Genomic DNA, 17,157 nt, shown 5'->3' on the forward strand with positions numbered 1-17,157 from the left:
GCCGGTAGATTGGGCACCATGCCCGCTGTTGCCCACGCGCCTTTGTCCCCCACTGCTCTGCGCCAGTGGACCACCGACGTGGTGGCGCCGCCCGCGCGACTGGACTACTGGGTGGGCGCGATCTGCGAGGCGTTTCTGGAGATGGACTGCAGTTCCCGCGAGGCACCGCTGTTTGGCGGCGAGCTGCAAAGCCTGCCGGTGGAGACGCTCTCTATCAACCGCGTGCGGGCCTCTACCCAGGATGTGTTTCGCACGCCCGCCGGCATTGCGCGCAGCCGCCAGCTGCCCTTCTACCTGATCGGCCAGGCCGAGACCGCGTGGCATGTGCGCCAGGACGGCCATGTGGCCCACCTGCGACCGGGCGATGTGGTGCTGCTGGATTCGGCCCGGCCGTACGAACTGCACTTCCCAGAAGGCGTGCACTGCGTGTCGCTGCAGCTGCCGCGCGCCTGGGTGGGGCAGTGGCTGCAGCAGGCCGAGGCACCCGGGCCGCGTGTGGCCTGGCGCGACCAGGGCTGGGGCCAGAGCCTGGGGGCGCTGGCCGTGCAGTTGGCGCGCGACCCGGCCTCGGCGCAGGCCCTGCCACCCGCCTTGCTGTCCGATCACCTAGGTGCGCTGTTGTGCGCGGCGCTGGAGCCGCCCCAGCCACACGCCCCTACGGCGGCAGGCAGCCTGCATGCCCACCTGTGCGCGCTGCTGCGGGCGCGCATCGACCAGCCCAGCCTCTCGGCCTCAGTGCTGGCGCAGGAGGCGGGCGTGTCGCTGCGCACCCTGCATCGGGCGTTTGCGGCCCAGGGCCACACCTTTGCGGGCACCTTGCGCGAACTGCGCCTCGCGCGGGCGGGCGAGTTGCTGCGCCGCCCCCAGCTGGCCCATGTGGCCGTGGGCGAGATCGGGCGGCGCTGCGGCTTTGCCGACCCTTCGCATTTCGCACGCGCCTTCCAGCGCACCATGGGTGTGTCGCCCGCGCAGTGGCGGCGCGGCGGCTGATTCCGTCTCCCGATCCTCCGGGTCGTTGTGGCTTCGGCTTGCCGTGCTGCCCGGTGGTGGAGCTTTTGGCACACCCAGCACAGCCGGCTGGCACGCGCGGGCCATTCAGCCCCGTCCGGTGTTCCTAAGGTAGCGGCAGGGCGGTTTGCCCGGTCCTGCAATACAACCCCAAGGAGACACACACATGCCGGATACCTATGTCCTGGTCCATGGCGCCTGGCACACCGGTGCCGAGATGGAAGCCACCGCCACCCACCTGCGCGCGCGGGGCCACACGGTGCACTGCCCCACGCTCGCGGGCAACCACCCCGGCGACGACCGCGCGGCCACGGGCCTGGCCGATGCGGTGGATTCGCTGGCGGCCTTCATCGACAGCCATGGCCTGACCGACGTGCGCCTGGTGGGCCACAGCTATGGCGGCATGGTCATCAGCCACATGCCTGCGCGCCTGCCCGGGCGCATTCGCCGCCTGGTGTACTGGAACGCCTTTGTGCCGCAGCCGGGCGAGTGCCTGAACGACCTGGTGCCGCCACACTACCGCGCGCTGTTCGACCAGGTGGCGGCCAGCAGCGGCAATGCCGTGATGCTGCCGTACCCCATCTGGCGCGAGGCCTTCATCAACGATGCCGACGAGGCCCTGGCGCAAAGCACCTACGCGCTGCTCAACCCCCATCCCTACCGCACCTTCACCGAACCGGCGCAGCTACCGGTGCCGCTGGCCGCGCTGGAGGTGGGCAAGAGCTACCTGAACGCGCAGCAGGACACCGCGCTGCCCCACAGCCTGCCCTGGCACCCGCGCCTGTCGGAGCGGCTGGGCCTGTTCCGCCTGGTGGAGTGCCCGGGCAGCCACGAGCTGTGCTTTTCCGACCCGGCATCGGCGGCGCTTCACATCGAGCGGGCCGGGCGCGACTGACGGGCCCTGCGCAGGGGGTATGCGTCGGTTTTTGAGTGTTTTTGGCCTCAAGCGTTAGATGAATATGCGCTGGCAGCTATTAATTCAATAGCGTCCCGCCCTGGCCCGCCTCCAACAGCCGCGTGAGCAGCGGGTGCATCACCTTGCGCGCGCTGTAGATCAGGTGGAACTGCTCCTGCACGTCGGGCGCGGTGCCCACCTGCACCAGCCCGTGGGTCTGGGCCAGGTGCTCGCCCAGCGAGACCGGTGCAGGCATCACGCCCATGCCGGTGGCGGCAAAGGTGCTCAAGAGGGCGCTGTCTTCGAACTCCCCGGCAATGTGCGGGCGGATGCGTTCGCGCTCCAGCCAGTGGTCGATGCGTGCGCGCATGGCGGCGTGGTCGGTGGGCAGCAGCACGGGCACCACGGCCAGGCTGTGCGGAAAGTTGTTGGCCGCCGCCTCGGCCCACAGCGGGGGCGCGTACCAGGCAATCGCGCTCGTGCCCAGCAGCTGGCTGGTGGTGCGCAGGGCGGGGTTGGGGGGCGCGGCGCGGTCGGCGAGCACGGCGTCGAGCTTGTGCAGCGCCAGCTCGCCTAAGAGGGGCTGGAACTCGCCCTCGTGGCACAGCAGGCGCAGGTGGGGCTCGTCCAGCACGGGCGTCAGCAGCCGGTGCACGGCCAGCTTGGCAATGCCGTCGGATATGCCCAGGTTCAGCCGCAGCGTTTGACCGCTGGCGGCCTCGCGCACGCGCACGGGCAGCAGCTCGCCCAGCGCAAAGATGTGGTCGGCCTCGTGCAGCGCAGCCACGCCCGCGTCGGTCAGCACCAGGTTGCGGCCCTCGGTGCGCAGCAGGCTCACGCCCAGCGACTTCTCCAGCTCGCGCACCTGGGCGCTGATGGTCTGCACGGCCATGTCCAGCCGCTCGGCGGCGCGGGCAATGCCGCCCTCCTTGGCCACCACCCAGAAGTAGAAAAGATGGCGGTAGTTGAAGCTCTGGCTCATGGGGTTTTCCGGGGGGAGAAGTCGAGGGAAGGGGTTTGGTTCGTAAAAACCGAACTAATACTACTGTGATCACAGGTTTTAAAGAAGTACCCCGACCCCTACAGTGCGGGGCTTGGGCGCCCGGCTGGTCTGGGCGTATGAGGGCATCTTTGGAGAAACTCGATGGAAACAATCGGAACGTGGTGGATGTGGGCGGGATTTGCCGTCTTCGTGGTCATCGCCATTGGCGTGGACCTGCTGGTCATGGAGCGCCAGGGCGCGCACAAGGTCACCATGGGCGAGGCCGCGCGCTGGAGCCTGTTGTGGTTCTCGCTGGCCTTTGTGTTCGTGGCCATTCTGTGGTGGTACCTGGACAGCAGCCAGGGCCGCGAGGTCGCCAACACGGTGTCCATGCAGTTCATCACCGGCTACCTGGTGGAGAAGAGCCTGTCGGTGGACAACATCTTCGTCTTCCTGATGCTGTTCAGCTACTTTGCCGTGCCACCGCAGTACCAGAAGCGCGCGCTCATCATCGGCATCATCGGCGCCATCGTGCTGCGCACGCTGCTGATCCTGGCAGGCGCCTGGCTGCTGGCCACCTTCCACTGGCTGCTGTATGTGTTCGGTGCGTTCCTGGTCGTCACGGGCGTGAAGATGTGGTTTGCCGCCGGGCAGGAGCCTGACATCGCCACCAACCCGGTGCTCAAGTTCCTGAAAAAGCGCATCCGCATCACCGACCAGTTCGATGGTGAAAAGCTCTCCACCATGATCAACGGCGTCAAGCACTACACGCCCTTGTTCGTGGTGCTGATCCTGATCGGCACGACCGACATCATCTTTGCGGTGGATAGCATCCCGGCCATCTTCGCCATCACCAGCGACCCGTTCATCGTGCTCACAGCCAACATCTTTGCCATCCTGGGCCTGCGTGCGCTGTACTTCCTGCTGGCTGACCTGGCCGACCGCTTCCACCTGCTGGCCTATGGTCTGGCGCTGGTCCTGGTCTTCATCGGCGGCAAGATGTTGCTCATCGACTTTGTGAAGATTCCGATTGGCTATGCGTTGCTGGTCACGGCCACGCTGATCGCCGGGTCGATCTTCCTGTCGCTGCGCAATTCGGGCGAGGCGGCCAAGGGCGCCCCACCCGCACTGCCCCCCAAGGCCTGATCGCTGCCGAACCGGGAGACCCGAGCCATGGATCTGATCGAATCGGTGATGCTGTGCATGTTGTTGGGCCTGGTGGGGGCCACCGCGATGGCCTACCGTGCGGAGAATGAGCCGCGCGACGTGCGCCTGCTGGTGGGCCTGACCACCTTGTGGGGCGCTGGCACCGCAGTAGCGTTCGTCGCATGATGCAGCCGCTGTGTCGCCTGCGCCGCTGGCTGCGGGCCCTGGAGCCCCGGGCCCGGCAGCTGCTGGACCGCAGCTGGCTGGCGCAGTTCCAGCCCTGGCTGGAGCAGCGCGCGCTGTTCCGCTTTCAGCGCCAGCCGCTGGCGCGCGGGGTGGCGGCGGGCATGTTCTGCGGCCTGATCCCCGGGCCGCTGCAGATCCCGGGCACGCTGCTGGTGTGCGCCTGGCTGCGCGGCAACGTGGTGGCCGGGGGCGTGGCCACCTTCTATACCAACCCGCTCACCACCGTGCCGCTGTATGTGATGGCCTTCTACCTCGGGGCGCTGGTGATGCCTGGCGCGCAGACCCTGCCCGCCTGGAGCAGCGTGGCGCCGGGTGGGGAGTTCACGGTGCAGGCACTGGGCACCTGGATGCAGGCGCTGGGCACGCCGCTTTTGATCGGCCTGCCCACGCTGGGCCTGCTGCTGGCGGTGCTGGGTTATGTGACGATGCAGCTGCTGTGGCTCGCGCCCGCCTTGCACCGCAAGCGAAGGCTGGCGCGCAGCCGCTGAGGGGGGTCAGTCGAGTTTTACGCCCACCTTGGTGATGACTCGCCCCCACTTCTCCCGTTCGGTGCGCGCAAAGCTGCCCATCTGGGCAGCGGTGCCGGGCATGGGCTCCACCCCTAGGGCCTGCAGGCGCGCCTTGGTGCGCGTGTCGGCCAGGGCCGTCTGCAGTGCCTTGCTGAAGCTGGCCACCACATCGGCCGGTGCGCCGGTGGGCACCACCAGGCCCTGCCATGCAAAGCCTTCAAACCCCTGCAGACCTTGTTCGGAAATCGTGGGCACATCGGGCATGGTCGCCACGCGCTGCGGGCTGGCCACACCAATGGCGCGCACCTTGTTGCCTGTGAGGAACGGGTACACCGTGGCGCTGTCGATCCACATCGCAGGCACCTGGCCGCCGATCACGTCCTGGATGGCTGGGGCTGCGCCGCGATAGGGCACATGCGTGAGCTTGAGACCGCTTTGCTCGCGGAACAGCTCGCCCACCAGGTGGTGCGGGCTGCCGGGGCCGGCCGATGCCCAGTTCACCCCATCGGGCATGCCCTTGGCCCAGGCCATGAACTCCTTGAGGTTCTTGGCGGGCACGCTGTTGGACACCACCAGGAACATCGGAAAGCGCACCAGCAGGCCCACGGGCTGGAAGTCCTTTTCGGCGTTGTAGCTGAGCTTGCTGAACAAGAACGGGTTGGCCGCCAGCGTGGCGAAGTCGGCCGAGAACATCAGGTTGCCGTAGTCCTTGTTGCGTGCGCTGTACTCGGCGGCAATGTTGGTGCCCGCGCCGGGCTTGTTGTTGACGATGATGGTGCGGCCCAGCGTGGCCGACATCGACTCGGCAATGGTGCGCGCCACGATGTCCGAGCCGCCGCCTGCGGCGTAGCCCACCACCCATTCGAGCGGCTTGGAATCCTGGGCGTGGGCCAGGGGCAGTGTGGTGGCCAGTGCCAGGCCCGCAAGGGTGGCGAGGAAATGTTTGCGCTGCATGGTGGTGATGTCTCCGTTTTGGTCAAGGTTCAAGGCGAGTCGGGCCCTGCACCGTCTGCGCGGTGCTGAAGCCGTGGGGATGAGAAGGGGCTGCGGCTAGGCCGCCACCGCGTGGGTGGGCACCACCGGCGTGATGGCTGGGATGGTGCGCCGGTCGGCCATCGGCACGGCACTGCCGCGCGCCAGTTGCAGCGCGTGCTGCAGCGTGGCCTGGTCGCCAATGTGGTTGGCCAGCAGCAGCACCAGGCGTGCGTTCATGGCGTGGCTCTCGGGCGTGGACAGGCCCTGGTGCGCCGCAATCAGCGCTTCATAAAAATCGTCGCAGGCCTGCAGGTTCGGTTGGGTGTTCAGCATGGGCATGTTCCTTGTCGTCTTCCTGGTCAGACTGCTGCGGCCGTGGCACGGGCCAGCGCGCTGCGCACCGCGGCTTCGGTGGGCGTGCGCCAGCGTGCGCACACATGCTGGTCGGGCCGCACCAGGTACACGGTGCGCGGTAGCGCGTCCAGCCGCTGGGCGGCCAGCGCCTGGTGGTCGAGCACGTCGATGCCGATCTGCAGCACCTTCACACCGAGCAGGCCATGGGCCCATGCAGGGGCGGGGCCAAACACCAGCAGCGTGAAGTCCGGCCCCAGCTCGCGCAGCAGCCAGGTGGGCTGGCCCTGCTTCGTCAACGGTGCATCCAGCAGCACGGCGCCGGGCACCTGTGTGCCCGCAAACGCATCGGTGTCGGGCGTGTTCAATGGCGATGCATGCAGCGTGGCCGGCACCGACAGGCGGCCGCTGTTGACGATGCGGCGCGCAAACGCGTGCTCACGCGCCAGGTGCAGGGCCGCGTCGCGGAACAGGCGGCTCACCTCGCTCTTGGGCGTGATGAAGTCGGTGGCGCGGGTGGAGTTGCACAGGTTCTCGTCCGCCGCGTATTCACGCTCGGGGCCATAGGTGCTCACCAGCGCGGGGCTGGCGCGGCCCTGGAGCACCCAATCGAGCTTCCAGGCCAGGTTCTCCGCGTCCTGCACGCCGCTGTTGGCGCCCCGTGCACCAAAGGGCGAAACGCCGTGGGCGCTGTCGCCCGCAAAGATGACGCGGCCGTGCACGAACTGGTCCATGCGCAGGCAGGCAAAGGTGTAGACGCTGGCCCAGTCCAGCTCAAACTGCGCCTCCGCGCCCAGCAACGCTTTCACGCGCGGGATGATGTTCTCGGGCTTCTTTTCTTCTTCGGGGTCGGCGTCCCAGCCCAGCTGGAAGTCGATGCGCCAGACGTTGTCGGGCTGGCGGTGCAGCAGCACGCTCTGGTTGGGATGAAAGGGTGGGTCGAACCAGAACCAGCGCTCGGTGGGGAAGTTCGCCTCATCCGCCAGCTTCACATCGGCGATCAAGAAGCGGTCCTGAAAAATGCGCCCCTTGCTCTCCAGCCCCAACATCTGCCGCGTGGGCGAGCGCGCGCCGTCGCAGGCCACCAGCCATTGCGCGTCGATCTGGTAAGCGCCCTCGGGCGTGTCGATGCTCAGCAGTGCGCCGTCTGCGCGGCTTTGCACGGCCGTCACCTTGTTGAGCCAGCGGATGTCGATGCCCGGCAGCTGCAGCGCACGCTCCACCAGGTAGGCCTCGGCGTAGTACTGCTGCAGGTTGATGAAGGCGGGGCGCTCGTGGCCTTCTTCGGGCAGCAGGTTGAATTCATAGAGCTGCTCGTCTTTGAGGAACACCTTGCCCAGGTTCCACGACACGCCCTTGTCCACCATGCGCTGGCCCACACCCAGGCGGTCCCAGATCTCCAGCGTGCGCTTGGCAAAGCAGATGGCGCGCGAGCCGATGGAGAGCTTGTGGTCGTTGTCCAGCACCACCACGCGCTGTCCGCGCTGGGCCAGGTCGATGGCGAGCGACAGGCCCACAGGGCCCGCGCCGATGATCACGATGGGGTGCTGCGCAGGCGTCGCGCGGTCCTGGTCGGGCGAGCGTACGTAACCAAAATCGAGGGCCTGCACTTCGGCGCCGCTGGCGTGGAAGGCCTCTTGGGGGATGTCTCTAGGGTTCATTTTTTGTCTCCTCCAACCTCAGCGGCCTAGCCTTCCAGAGCCTTCCACATTTGGATGTCGCGCTCGGCGGTCCAGATGCGCGGGTCGGGGTACTGCGTGGCCTCGTCGTACGCCCGGGTCACGTCAAACGGCATGCAGTGGTTGAAGATGACCCAGTGCCCGTACTTGGGTTGCAGTTGGGCAAACGTGGCCTCGTACACCTTGCGCAGGTCTTCGCCCTGGGCCGCACTGGCCTTCACGCTCTCGTACAGGTCGCTGATGAAGGCGCGCGTGCCCGCCAGGCCCGCCTGCACCTGCTCGGGCGTCTGCAGCGCGGCGCCACGGCCGGGCACCAGCTTTTCGGGCTTCAGAGCCGCGATGTTGTCCAGGGTCTGCGGCCAGTCCTGGAAATAAGCGTCGCCCGCATACGGCGTGGCGTCGAACTCCACCAGGTCGCCGCTGAACAGGATCTTTTCCTGCGGCAGCCAGGCGACCGTATCGCCCTTGGTGTGGCCCCGACCCAGTTGCAGGATCTGCACCTCCAGCTTGCCCAGCCACAGGGTCATCTTTTGGTTGAAGGTCATGGTCGGCCAGGTCAGGCCGTCCGGCACGCTCTCCACGTTCTGGAACAGGCGCGGAAAGCGGCCGATCTCGCTGTCCTTGTCGAACTGGCCGCGCTCCACGATCAGGTCGCGCGTGTCCTCGCTGGCAATGATGTGCTCAGCGCCGTAAGCGCTTGCGCCCAGCACGCGCACCGCGTGGTAGTGGGAGAGCAGGACGTACTTGATAGGCTTGTCCGTCACCTCGCGGATGCGGCGGATCACGTCCTGCGCCATCACCGGCGTGGCCTGGGTGTCGATGACCATCACCGCGTCGTCGCCAATGATGATGCCGGTGTTGGGGTCGCCCTCGGCCGTGTAGGCATAGGCGTGGTCGGAGAGCTTGTCGAAGCTCACCTTCTTCACTTCGAGGTCGGCGGCGGAGGCAAAGGTTTTGACGGTGCTCATGGTAGTGATTTGTTAATGGTGAATGCGTTTATCTAAACGGAATGCGTTGATGTTAGGCAAGAAATTCGTTCATGTCTAACGCATTTGTTTAGGTGTAAACCCGAGGTGCGAATGGATGCTGCGCTGCGTGGACAATCGCCCCATGCCCACCACGACCCCCGACCTGCCCCCCGCCGACGACGAAGACACGCCCCGCAGCCCGCGCGGCATTCAGAGCGTGGAGGTGGGCGGCCAGCTGCTGAAGGTGCTGGCGCGCACCGGCCGGCGCATGGCGCTCAAGGACCTGGCCCGCGCGGCGGACATGACGGCCGCCAAGGCGCATCCCTACCTGGTGAGCTTTGGCAAGCTGGGCCTGATCGAGCAGGACGCCGTGAGCGGCCACTACGGCCTGGGCCCCTTGGCCATGCAGCTGGGCCTGATCAGCCTGCAGCAGGTGGACCCGGTGCGCCTGGCCATTGCCGAGCTGCCCGCGCTGGCCCAGCGCATCGGCTACACCGTGTCGGCCTCGGTCTGGGGCGACAACGGCCCCACCATCATCCGGGTGGAAGAAGGCCCCACCGCCGTGTACGTGGCCATGCGCCACGGCACCACGGCCTCGGTGCGGCACACGGCCACGGGCAAGGTGTTTGCAGCCTTCGGCCCGCGCGAGCGCGCTGCCGCCGCGCTGGCGGCCGAAGGGTTTGCGGGTGCGCTGGATGAGCCCGCCTTTGCGGCCGAACTGGAGGCTGTGCGCCAGCACCAGATCAGCGAGGTAACGGACCAGCTCCTGCCCGGCATCAGCGCGCTGGCCACGCCGGTGTTCGATGGGTTTGGGCAGCTGGTGCTGTGCATCGCTGTGATTGGCCCCAGCGCCACGTTGCAGACTAGGCCCGCGAGCCCGGCAGCGCAGCACCTGCGGGAGGCGGCGCGGAGCTTGTCGCAGCGGCTGGGGGCGCCGGTAGCCCGCTGATGGATTGACTAGCTGCGCGCGTTGTCTAGCGCCTTAGCGCCTGGGAACCTTTGGCAAAACCGTCGCGCAGCCGGTTCTGGAAGTTCTATCAAGATGGTTGCGCTGCTATCCCAGCACACGATCTCAAAGCTCGCGCCACTGAGTTGGGGACGTACAGGCGGATTGGTCCAAAAAGATGCATTGCCATCTGCATACGGGGAAGCGTGGATGGGCGGTCGAGAGCTGCCCTTGGAGACTGCGCTGAAAACGGCCCAGATAAATTGAATGTCGTTGTAGCGAAGGGCTCGCTCTAGATCTGCACCAGATATCCAATGGTCCTCCGTGCGAAAGGCATCACCAGCCGTATGCTCGATATCGCTCACAAACCAGTCGAATTCGTTGGCGTTGAGCCCCAATGCATCCAGCACCCATCGCATATTGGTGTAGTAAGGAACCTGCGGGCAATCTTCCAGGATCAGGTTCATCGCTGGGTTGCCTTTCAGGTGCGCCCCAGCGCCTGGTCGACGTCCCACAGGATGTCATCCAGGTCTTCAATGCCTACCGACAGCCGCACCATGTCCGCGCTCACCCCCGCGCGGGCCAGCTCTTCTTCATTGAGCTGCCGGTGCGTGGTCGATGCAGGGTGAATTACCAGCGTCTTCGCGTCGCCGATGTTGGCGAGGTGGCTTAAAAACTCGCAGGCGTCGATGAACTTCTCACCCGCTGCTGCGCCTCCCTTCACGCCAAACGTGAGGATGCCCGAGGCGCCCGGTGTGCCGTCCACCGCGCGGAACTGCTTTTGCGCCAGGTCGTAGTACGGCGAGTCCGCCAGACCCGGATAGTTGACCCACGCCACCTGCGGGTGACTTTGCAGAAACTTCGCCACGGCCAGCGCATTGCGGCAGTGCTCGCGCATGCGCAGTTGCAGGGTTTCGGCGCCCTGCAACAGCAGCCACGCGTTCATGGGCGAGAGCACGCCGCCGATGGTACGGTTGACCTCCATGCGTGCCTTCATGGTGTAGCCGAAGTCGCCAAAGGTCTCGTAGAACTTCACGCCGTGGTAGGCGCGGCTGGGCTCCACCATCTCGGGGAACTTGCCGTTGTCCCACGGGAACTTGCCGCCTTCCACCACCACACCGCCCATGGTGGTGCCGTGGCCGCCGATGTACTTGGTGGCGCTGTGCACCACGATGTCGGCGCCGAGCTGCAAGGGGTTGCACAGGTAGGGGCTGGCCACCGTGTTGTCGATGACGAGCGGCACGCCGTGCGCATGCGCCACCTCGGCCACGGCCGCGATGTCGAGCACGTTGACCAGCGGGTTGCCGATGGTCTCGCCGTACACGGCGCGGGTGTTGGGGCGCATGGCGCGCACAAAGTTCTCGGGGTCGGCCGGGTCCACAAACGTGGTCTCGATGCCCAGACGGCTGAAGCCCACGCCCAGCTGCCCCACGGTGCCGCCGTAGAGCGTGCTGGCCGCCACGATGTGATCACCGGTTTTCAAAATGGCCAGCAGCGCCGCCATCTGCGCCGCCATGCCGCTGGCGCAGGCCAGCGCGGCGCGGCCGTTCTCCAGGCTGGCGATGCGCTCTTCAAAAACAGCCACCGTGGGGTTGCTGATGCGGCTGTAGACGTTGCCAAAGGTCTGCAGGTTGAACAGGCTGCTCGCGTGCTCGGCGTTGTCGAAAACGAAGCTGGTCGTCTGATGGATGGGCGTGGCGCGCGCGCCGGTCACCGGGTCGGGCTGGGCGCCGGCGTGGATGGCGCGGGTGCCAAAGCCAAAGTGGCGGTCGGCGCCGTTGGATGTGGGCTCTGTCATGGCGGTGGCGCAGCCCGCAGTGCTGCGCAGGGGGTTGTGTGAAGGAATTTGAATGAAATAGGCCGCAAGCGCTAGTGCGATATGCGCTGGCAGCTATCAATTTGCAAGTAAGGAAGCTGCCGCAGGCGCTTGGCGCTGATCACGCGCGTGTTCACGCCCATCCAGCCCAGGCCCCCAAACAGCCGTGCGTGTTCGATCTTCACGCAGCGGTTCTGGATGACTTGCAGCCCGGCCGCTTCAGCGCGGAGGCCTGCGGCCTCGTTGAACACGCCCAGCTGCAGCCACAGGCACTTTGCGCCGATGGCGACGGCCTCATCGGCCAGCGGCGGGATGTCCTCACTCTTGCGAAAGCAGTCCACCATGTCGATCTTCTGGCCCTGCGCTGCCAGCGCGGCAGCCGCCTCGGTCACGCTGGCGTAGGCCGTCTCGCCCAGGATCTGCCCGCCCTCACGCGCTACCAGCGGGTTGACCGGCACGATGCGATAGCCATGCGCCTGCATGTACTTGGCCGCAAAGTAGCTGGGACGGTGCCACTGCGGCGAGAGCCCCACCACCGCGATGGTGCGGCAGGCGGTGAGCAGGTGGCGCAGGGTGCTGATGGTGTCGGGGGTGTGGAGCATGGGGACCAGTGTAAGCATGGGCCAGAATGGTGGGCGTAAGCTCGCGAATGAATTCATGAACAACATAGAACTGCAATTTCTCAACTATCTGGAGCAGATACTCTGGCCTGATGGAGGCAGTGTCGAATGAAACTCAAAACAGTGACCCTGCGGGGCTACAAATCCATCGCCAAGGTGGAAGCCTTTGAACTGCGCAACCTGAACGTGCTGATTGGTGCCAATGGAGCGGGCAAAAGCAATTTCATCGGCATCTTTAAGCTGCTGGCGGCGTTGGCCGATGGCAATTTACAGACTTTTGTCCAGAAGCAGGGCGGGCCGGATGCTTTGCTGCATGGCAGTCGCAAGCGCACCCAGCAGATCGACGCGGAAATCTACTTTGAGCCGCAGTACCAGGGCATCAGCAACGGCTATCGCATCAGCCTTACACCCACAGCGGATAACCGCCTCATTTTTGGCCGCGAAGAGACGTGGATTGATGGCCATTACACGGCTAAGGCCATTTCACTAGGCAAAGCGCACGATGAGGCCAAACTGCTCGATGACCAACAAGCAGTGAGTAAATATGTACGGCCAGCTTTGCAAAGTTGGCGGCAATATCACTTTCACGACACCGGGGACTCGGCGGCTGTGAAGCGTCCGCATGGCAGCAATGACAATCTGAGGTTGAAGCCCGCAGCGGATAACCTAGCGGCCTATCTGGCCAAACTCAAAAAAATTTATCCTGACGCCTATCAGCGAGTTGTGGACACTATCAAGCTTGCTGCTCCATTCTTTGGTGGCTTTGTTATCCGCGATCCATTGCCCGAGAGCATTGAGCTGGAGTGGTTTGAGCAGACAGATCCGGATACGCCCTACAAAGCGCATGTGCTTTCGGATGGCACCTTGCGCTTCATTTGTCTCACCACGCTGCTGATGCAGCCTACTCATCTGTTGCCTGACACGGTACTGATTGATGAGCCGGAGCTGGGTTTGCACCCCTATGCCATTAACTTGCTCGCGGACATGCTCAAGCAGGTGGCCGAAACCAAGCAGGTGATTGTTTCAACCCAGTCGGTGGAATTACTCAACGCTTTTGAGCCGCAAGATGTGGTTGTTGTGGAACGCGAAAGCGGCGCCACGATGCTCAAGCGGCTTGATCAGGAGGAGTTGAAAGACTGGCTGGAGGACTACAACCTTGGGGATCTTTGGAAACGGAATGTACTGGGCGGGAGGCCGACTCGATGAGGCGTGTTTGTATCGTCTGCGAAGGTCAGACCGAGGAGACGTTCGTGCGGGATGTGTTGGCTCCAGCCTTCTACGATTTGGGGCTGAATCTGATTCCTGAGATGGTTGGGACGTCTCCAGGTCACAAGGGCGGCGCTCTGAAGTACGACAGGGTCAAGCGTCATTTGCGCAACACGCTTAGGCAGAACAGTGCGCCGGTGGTTACCACGCTTTTTGATCTGTACCGCCTAGATAATGGATTCCCCGGTTTTGATGTTTCACGAGCAATGCCCAATTTGACTCAGAGGTTGGATGCGATAAATCGAGCGTTGCACGCAGATGTGGTAGCTGAAGCTGGTTGCCAGCCTGGGCGTTTCATTCCTTATGTTCAGCCGTACGAGTTTGAAGCCTTGCTCTTCAGCGATGTGGCAACCTTGGTACGCGTGGAGCCGGGTTGGCGGGCAGCAAGCGATGCGCTGGCGAAAGCACGCGCAGCAGCTGAATCGCCCGAGCACATCAACGAGCGACCAGAAACCAAACCGGCAGCACATCTAGAGCGTGAACTGAGAAACCCCAGTTATCACAAGCGAAGGCACGGTCCTATCGCGGCCCAAAAGATCGGGTTAACCACGATCGAAGCTGAATGCGCCTTCTTTTCCGCATGGCTTGCGCAAATCAGAAGCTTGGCGCATTCGTGACAAGTCATCGTGACGTTCTTAGGCAGGCGACTTGTACTTGATGCTGCACCCGTACGGCGCAGTCGTCGCCGCCGAGATCGGCTTGCCCGCCAGCGCTTCGCCCAGCCCCACCTTCACGTAGTTGGTGGCCTTCTCGATGTCGGCCGGGCGGGCCGAGGGAATGCTGTCGATGCCGCCCGCGTAGATCAGCTGGCCCTGCGGGTTGACGATGTACAGGTGCGGCGTGGTGCGTGCGCCGTAGCTCCTGCCCACGGTGCCTTCCTCGTCCATCAGCACGGCGGTGGGGGCGGCCTTGCGCTCCTGCTTCCAGGCCATCAGCTTGGCGGGCTCCAGGTAGTCGCTGCTGGCTCTTTCGGTGGAGTTGATGGACAGCCACACCACGCCTTGGCTGGTGGCGTCTTTCTGTGTGGCGGGCATGTTGCCGCTGTCGTAGTGTTTGCGCACGAAGGGGCAGCCGGGGTTGGTCCACTCCAGCACCACATGCTTGCCCTTGAAGTCCGACAGGCGCACGGTTTTTCCGTTGGTGTCCTTGAGCATGAAGTCGGGCGCGGGCTGGCCCACGGTGGCGGCGGCCTGTGCGCCCAGGGCAACCAGGGCGGCGGTGGCAATCAACGTACGGCGAAGCAGCTTCATGGCGGGGTCTCCTGAAGGGTTGGCGGGTGGTCGAAAGCAGGGAGGGCTACAGCTGGGCGATGGTGGCGCGCACCTCGTCCACGCTGAGCACCTCGGTCAGCACCACCGGCGGCTTGCCGGGGCGGTAGAACACGTACACCGGCACGCCGCTGCGGCCCAGCGACGCCAGGGCGGCGGTGATGGCAGGGTCGCGGCGCGTCCAGTCGGCGCGCAGCAGAGCCACGTTCTTGGTTTGCAGGTCGGCGACCACGTTGGCATCCGCCAACGTGGTCTTCTTGTTGTATTGGCAGGTCACGCACCAGGCGGCGGTGAAGTCCACAAACACGGGGCGGCCACCGGCCACGATCTGCTCGGCCGCGCCGGGTGCCCAGGGCTGCCAGCCGGTGGCGGAGACTTGCGGGGACGACGTGGCCGCCTGCGCGGCAGGCATGTTGGTGACGTGCGGCGCAAAGGCCCAGACCAGCAAGGCCATGGCCGCGATGGACACCGTGGCCATCCACACCCGCGCCCGCCCGGCCAGCGACAGGGCCCACACCACCAGCGACAGGCCCACCAGCAGGATCAGCAGCGCCCCCGCGCCGTCGATGCCGCTTTGCTGGCCCAGCACCCACACCAGCCAGACCACGGTGGCCAGCATGGGGAAGGCCATGAGCTTGCGGAAGGTGTCCATCCACGCGCCGGGGCGCGGCAGGGCGCGCGCCACGGCGGGCACAAAGCTGGCCGCCAGGTACGGCAGCGCCAGCCCCAGCCCCAGCGCCGCAAACACGGCCAGCGCCTGGGGCGCAGGCAGCGTGGCGGTGAGGCCCAGGGATGCGCCCATGAACGGCGCCGTGCACGGTGAGGCCACGGCCACGGCCAGCACGCCAGTGAGAAAACTGTCGGCCACCGGGTGGCGTGCCTGCAGGCTGGCCACCGAGGACGGCAGGAAATGCCCGAACTCGAACACGCCCGCCAGGTTCAGCGCGATCAGCGTGAACAGCGCCGCCAGCGATGCCACCACGGCGGGCGACTGCAGCTGAAAGCCCCAACCCACCGCCTCACCCGCCGCGCGCAGGCCCAGCATGAGCGCGCCCAGGGCGATGAACGACAGCACCACGCCCGCTGTGTAGGCGATGCCGCTGATGCGGTGCGCGCGCCGGTCTTGCGCATGCTGTGTGAAGCCCACCACCTTGATCGCCAGCACCGGGAACACGCAGGGCATGAGGTTGAGGATGAGGCCCCCGAGCAAGGCGCCGAGCAGCGCGGCCGTGAGGGTGAGGGACGATGCGCCGGAGGCTGCGGCAGGCGTTGCCGAGCCGCCAGCCTGCGCCGCATTGGCTTTGAGCGCGGCCTCCAGCGCGGGCGACACGCTGGCCACCGATGCGCCCTGCGGCCAGGTGCCCAGCACCTTCAGTTCGGCGCGGTAGCCGGTGCGGGTGTCGGGGCCGGTGCCATGGCCCGGGGCCGCCTGCTCGGCCAGCACCACGGGCATCAGGCTGGGGCTGGCGCTGCGCTGGGCCGACAGGGGAATTTGCGCGGTCCAGACGCTGCCGTTCCAGCTCTGCTTCCAGCTCGCCGCGTTGTCGATGACCTCGGCGGTTTCGGGGAACAGGTCCAGTGTCTTGCCACGCAGCGCCACGGGCAGGCCCTGCACGCTGACGTTCAGCAGGTTGCCGTCCGCGATCTGCGCCTGGCTGTCGGGCACGATGCCGCTGGTGCCTGCCACCACGGCGCGGGGATGGGCCTTGGCGGCCGCCTCAAAGGCAGCACTGCTCAGTGCCGTGGTGCTCTGGATGGGCAGCTGCAGCGTGAATTCACCTTCTTCGGGAATGCACTCCTTGCGGCACACCAGCCACGAGGCGCGCAGCTTGATGGTCGCGTCCTTGGCCAGCGGGCCGGGGGCATAGGTGCTGGCCACGGTGACGGGCACGGGCAGCAGCACCGTGCCTTCGTAGCCATAGTTGGCCAACGTGCCGATGGGGATCTTCTTGGGCAGGGGCCAGGCAATCTCGCCCGCGTCCAGACCGGCGGGCAGCGTCCAGGCCAGGTCGGTGGGCAGGCCGGAGTCGCCAGGGTTCTTCCAGTAGGTGTGCCACTCGGGCTGGTGGGTGATTTGCAGGCCCAGCCACAGCGGCTGGCCGGGCGCCACGCCCTGGGGCGCATGGGCCAGCAGCTCGGCACGCACATAGGGCGTGGTGACCACGCTGGTGCCCTGTCCGCTGGTTTTGGTGCCCAATTGGGCGCTAGCGCTAGTCCATAAAGCGCTGGCAGCTATAAAAAAGAGAGTGGCTGCAAGGCGGTGGAACAGGCGTGAAGGCATGGTGCAGTGTGGGAGCGGGCGGGGCGGGATTGGTTCCGGCGCAGTCGCCGTTTCGATTCTCGATCCACCATTGTGCTTGGAGCCGTCCATGTCCGTGAAAACGGGCGCGGCCAGTACCAGGGGCCCCCGCGCAAGGGCCGCCCCGCCGCGAAAGCGGCGTATCCAGCCTTTTGCGCTGGGGGCGTCCCCCTCCCGCGTAGC

General features: G+C 65.8%; 18 protein-coding genes. 8 read left to right on the plus strand and 10 right to left on the minus strand.

Features of this window, described 5'->3' with window-relative positions:
* The first annotated feature begins 18 nt into the window (after window positions 1-18).
* Together ACT531_RS17155 and ACT531_RS17160 are read left to right on the plus strand one after the other, a co-directional pair.
* Window positions 19-990: a helix-turn-helix domain-containing protein gene (locus tag ACT531_RS17155; RefSeq protein WP_476018195.1), complete on the plus strand. Its 972-nt coding sequence runs from the start codon at window positions 19-21 to the stop codon at window positions 988-990.
* 184 nt (window positions 991-1,174) lie between these two features.
* A complete protein-coding gene (locus tag ACT531_RS17160; RefSeq protein WP_476018196.1) occupies window positions 1,175-1,903 on the plus strand; it encodes an alpha/beta hydrolase in 729 nt (242 codons plus the stop codon).
* Between the two features lie 79 nt (window positions 1,904-1,982).
* Here the strand turns inward: ACT531_RS17160 and ACT531_RS17165 are convergent, their stop codons facing one another.
* Entirely contained in the window at window positions 1,983-2,885 is a 903-nt protein-coding gene (locus tag ACT531_RS17165; RefSeq protein ID WP_108625908.1) for a LysR family transcriptional regulator, read from the minus strand.
* 162 nt (window positions 2,886-3,047) lie between these two features.
* On the opposite strand from ACT531_RS17165, the gene ACT531_RS17170 reads away from it, so the two are divergent.
* From ACT531_RS17170 to ACT531_RS17180, 3 genes are read left to right on the plus strand one after another with little or no spacing between them, the layout of a single operon-like run.
* Entirely contained in the window at window positions 3,048-4,031 is a 984-nt protein-coding gene (locus tag ACT531_RS17170; RefSeq protein WP_060987433.1) for a TerC family protein, read from the plus strand.
* Window positions 4,032-4,058: 27 nt separating this feature from the next.
* Complete coding sequence (locus ACT531_RS17175) at window positions 4,059-4,217, plus strand: hypothetical protein (RefSeq protein ID WP_167514376.1); 159 nt, start codon at window positions 4,059-4,061, stop codon at window positions 4,215-4,217.
* Complete coding sequence (locus tag ACT531_RS17180; protein WP_476018197.1) at window positions 4,214-4,765, plus strand: DUF2062 domain-containing protein; 552 nt, start codon at window positions 4,214-4,216, stop codon at window positions 4,763-4,765. Before ACT531_RS17175 ends, ACT531_RS17180 begins: the two co-directional genes overlap by 4 nt.
* A 6-nt stretch (window positions 4,766-4,771) precedes the next feature.
* Here the strand turns inward: ACT531_RS17180 and ACT531_RS17185 are convergent, their stop codons facing one another.
* From ACT531_RS17185 to ACT531_RS17200, 4 genes are all read right to left on the minus strand, one after another.
* Window positions 4,772-5,740, minus strand: a complete 969-nt coding sequence (locus tag ACT531_RS17185; protein WP_476018251.1) for a Bug family tripartite tricarboxylate transporter substrate binding protein — start codon at window positions 5,738-5,740, stop codon at window positions 4,772-4,774.
* Window positions 5,741-5,836: 96 nt separating this feature from the next.
* A complete protein-coding gene (locus ACT531_RS17190) occupies window positions 5,837-6,094 on the minus strand; it encodes a DUF2783 domain-containing protein (RefSeq protein WP_476018198.1) in 258 nt (85 codons plus the stop codon).
* A 26-nt stretch (window positions 6,095-6,120) separates the two neighbouring features.
* Complete coding sequence (locus tag ACT531_RS17195; protein WP_476018199.1) at window positions 6,121-7,773, minus strand: FAD-dependent oxidoreductase; 1,653 nt, start codon at window positions 7,771-7,773, stop codon at window positions 6,121-6,123.
* A 26-nt stretch (window positions 7,774-7,799) separates the two neighbouring features.
* On the minus strand, window positions 7,800-8,759 hold the full coding sequence (locus ACT531_RS17200; protein ID WP_476018200.1) for an MBL fold metallo-hydrolase: 960 nt from the start codon (window positions 8,757-8,759) through the stop codon (window positions 7,800-7,802).
* Window positions 8,760-8,901: 142 nt separating this feature from the next.
* Between ACT531_RS17200 and ACT531_RS17205 the strand changes: the two genes are divergently transcribed.
* The gene (locus tag ACT531_RS17205; protein WP_476018201.1) at window positions 8,902-9,708 is read left to right on the plus strand and encodes an IclR family transcriptional regulator; all 807 of its coding nucleotides are present in this window, start codon (window positions 8,902-8,904) and stop codon (window positions 9,706-9,708) included.
* A gap of 8 nt (window positions 9,709-9,716) precedes the next feature.
* Here the strand turns inward: ACT531_RS17205 and ACT531_RS17210 are convergent, their stop codons facing one another.
* From ACT531_RS17210 to ACT531_RS17220, 3 genes are all read right to left on the minus strand, one after another.
* Entirely contained in the window at window positions 9,717-10,172 is a 456-nt protein-coding gene (locus ACT531_RS17210; protein WP_476018202.1) for a hypothetical protein, read from the minus strand.
* 14 nt (window positions 10,173-10,186) lie between these two features.
* Window positions 10,187-11,503, minus strand: a complete 1,317-nt coding sequence (locus ACT531_RS17215; RefSeq protein WP_476018203.1) for an O-acetylhomoserine aminocarboxypropyltransferase/cysteine synthase family protein — start codon at window positions 11,501-11,503, stop codon at window positions 10,187-10,189.
* Between the two features lie 71 nt (window positions 11,504-11,574).
* Window positions 11,575-12,123 (minus strand): CoA-binding protein, encoded by a 549-nt coding sequence (locus ACT531_RS17220; RefSeq protein WP_476018204.1) that lies wholly within the window; start codon window positions 12,121-12,123, stop codon window positions 11,575-11,577.
* 126 nt (window positions 12,124-12,249) lie between these two features.
* On the opposite strand from ACT531_RS17220, the gene ACT531_RS17225 reads away from it, so the two are divergent.
* Complete coding sequence (locus tag ACT531_RS17225) at window positions 12,250-13,347, plus strand: AAA family ATPase (RefSeq protein WP_476018205.1); 1,098 nt, start codon at window positions 12,250-12,252, stop codon at window positions 13,345-13,347.
* Window positions 13,344-14,024, plus strand: coding sequence for a DUF4276 family protein (locus ACT531_RS17230; RefSeq protein WP_476018206.1), 681 nt, complete (start codon window positions 13,344-13,346; stop codon window positions 14,022-14,024). The genes ACT531_RS17225 and ACT531_RS17230 overlap by 4 nt, the downstream gene beginning before the upstream one ends.
* 18 nt (window positions 14,025-14,042) lie before the next feature.
* Here the strand turns inward: ACT531_RS17230 and ACT531_RS17235 are convergent, their stop codons facing one another.
* A complete protein-coding gene (locus ACT531_RS17235) occupies window positions 14,043-14,657 on the minus strand; it encodes a thioredoxin family protein (RefSeq protein ID WP_476018207.1) in 615 nt (204 codons plus the stop codon).
* 46 nt (window positions 14,658-14,703) lie between these two features.
* Window positions 14,704-16,956 (minus strand): protein-disulfide reductase DsbD family protein, encoded by a 2,253-nt coding sequence (locus tag ACT531_RS17240; RefSeq protein ID WP_476018208.1) that lies wholly within the window; start codon window positions 16,954-16,956, stop codon window positions 14,704-14,706.
* Window positions 16,957-17,157 lie beyond the last annotated feature (201 nt).

It is taken from the genome of Acidovorax sp. DMC1, assembly GCF_056314325.1.

Bases quoted from the DNA above. Each gene is read 5' to 3' on its own strand.
- ACT531_RS17155 (WP_476018195.1), top strand. From the start codon at position 19: ATGCCCGCTGTTGCCCACGCGCCTTTGTCCCCCACTGCTCTGCGCCAG.
- ACT531_RS17160 (WP_476018196.1), top strand. From the start codon at position 1,175: ATGCCGGATACCTATGTCCTGGTCCATGGCGCCTGGCACACCGGTGCC.
- ACT531_RS17165 (WP_108625908.1), bottom strand. From the start codon at position 2,885: ATGAGCCAGAGCTTCAACTACCGCCATCTTTTCTACTTCTGGGTGGTG.
- ACT531_RS17170 (WP_060987433.1), top strand. From the start codon at position 3,048: ATGGAAACAATCGGAACGTGGTGGATGTGGGCGGGATTTGCCGTCTTC.
- ACT531_RS17175 (WP_167514376.1), top strand. From the start codon at position 4,059: ATGGATCTGATCGAATCGGTGATGCTGTGCATGTTGTTGGGCCTGGTG.
- ACT531_RS17180 (WP_476018197.1), top strand. From the start codon at position 4,214: ATGATGCAGCCGCTGTGTCGCCTGCGCCGCTGGCTGCGGGCCCTGGAG.
- ACT531_RS17185 (WP_476018251.1), bottom strand. From the start codon at position 5,740: ATGCAGCGCAAACATTTCCTCGCCACCCTTGCGGGCCTGGCACTGGCC.
- ACT531_RS17190 (WP_476018198.1), bottom strand. From the start codon at position 6,094: ATGCTGAACACCCAACCGAACCTGCAGGCCTGCGACGATTTTTATGAA.
- ACT531_RS17195 (WP_476018199.1), bottom strand. From the start codon at position 7,773: ATGAACCCTAGAGACATCCCCCAAGAGGCCTTCCACGCCAGCGGCGCC.
- ACT531_RS17200 (WP_476018200.1), bottom strand. From the start codon at position 8,759: ATGAGCACCGTCAAAACCTTTGCCTCCGCCGCCGACCTCGAAGTGAAG.
- ACT531_RS17205 (WP_476018201.1), top strand. From the start codon at position 8,902: ATGCCCACCACGACCCCCGACCTGCCCCCCGCCGACGACGAAGACACG.
- ACT531_RS17210 (WP_476018202.1), bottom strand. From the start codon at position 10,172: ATGAACCTGATCCTGGAAGATTGCCCGCAGGTTCCTTACTACACCAAT.
- ACT531_RS17215 (WP_476018203.1), bottom strand. From the start codon at position 11,503: ATGACAGAGCCCACATCCAACGGCGCCGACCGCCACTTTGGCTTTGGC.
- ACT531_RS17220 (WP_476018204.1), bottom strand. From the start codon at position 12,123: ATGCTCCACACCCCCGACACCATCAGCACCCTGCGCCACCTGCTCACC.
- ACT531_RS17225 (WP_476018205.1), top strand. From the start codon at position 12,250: ATGAAACTCAAAACAGTGACCCTGCGGGGCTACAAATCCATCGCCAAG.
- ACT531_RS17230 (WP_476018206.1), top strand. From the start codon at position 13,344: ATGAGGCGTGTTTGTATCGTCTGCGAAGGTCAGACCGAGGAGACGTTC.
- ACT531_RS17235 (WP_476018207.1), bottom strand. From the start codon at position 14,657: ATGAAGCTGCTTCGCCGTACGTTGATTGCCACCGCCGCCCTGGTTGCC.
- ACT531_RS17240 (WP_476018208.1), bottom strand. From the start codon at position 16,956: ATGCCTTCACGCCTGTTCCACCGCCTTGCAGCCACTCTCTTTTTTATA.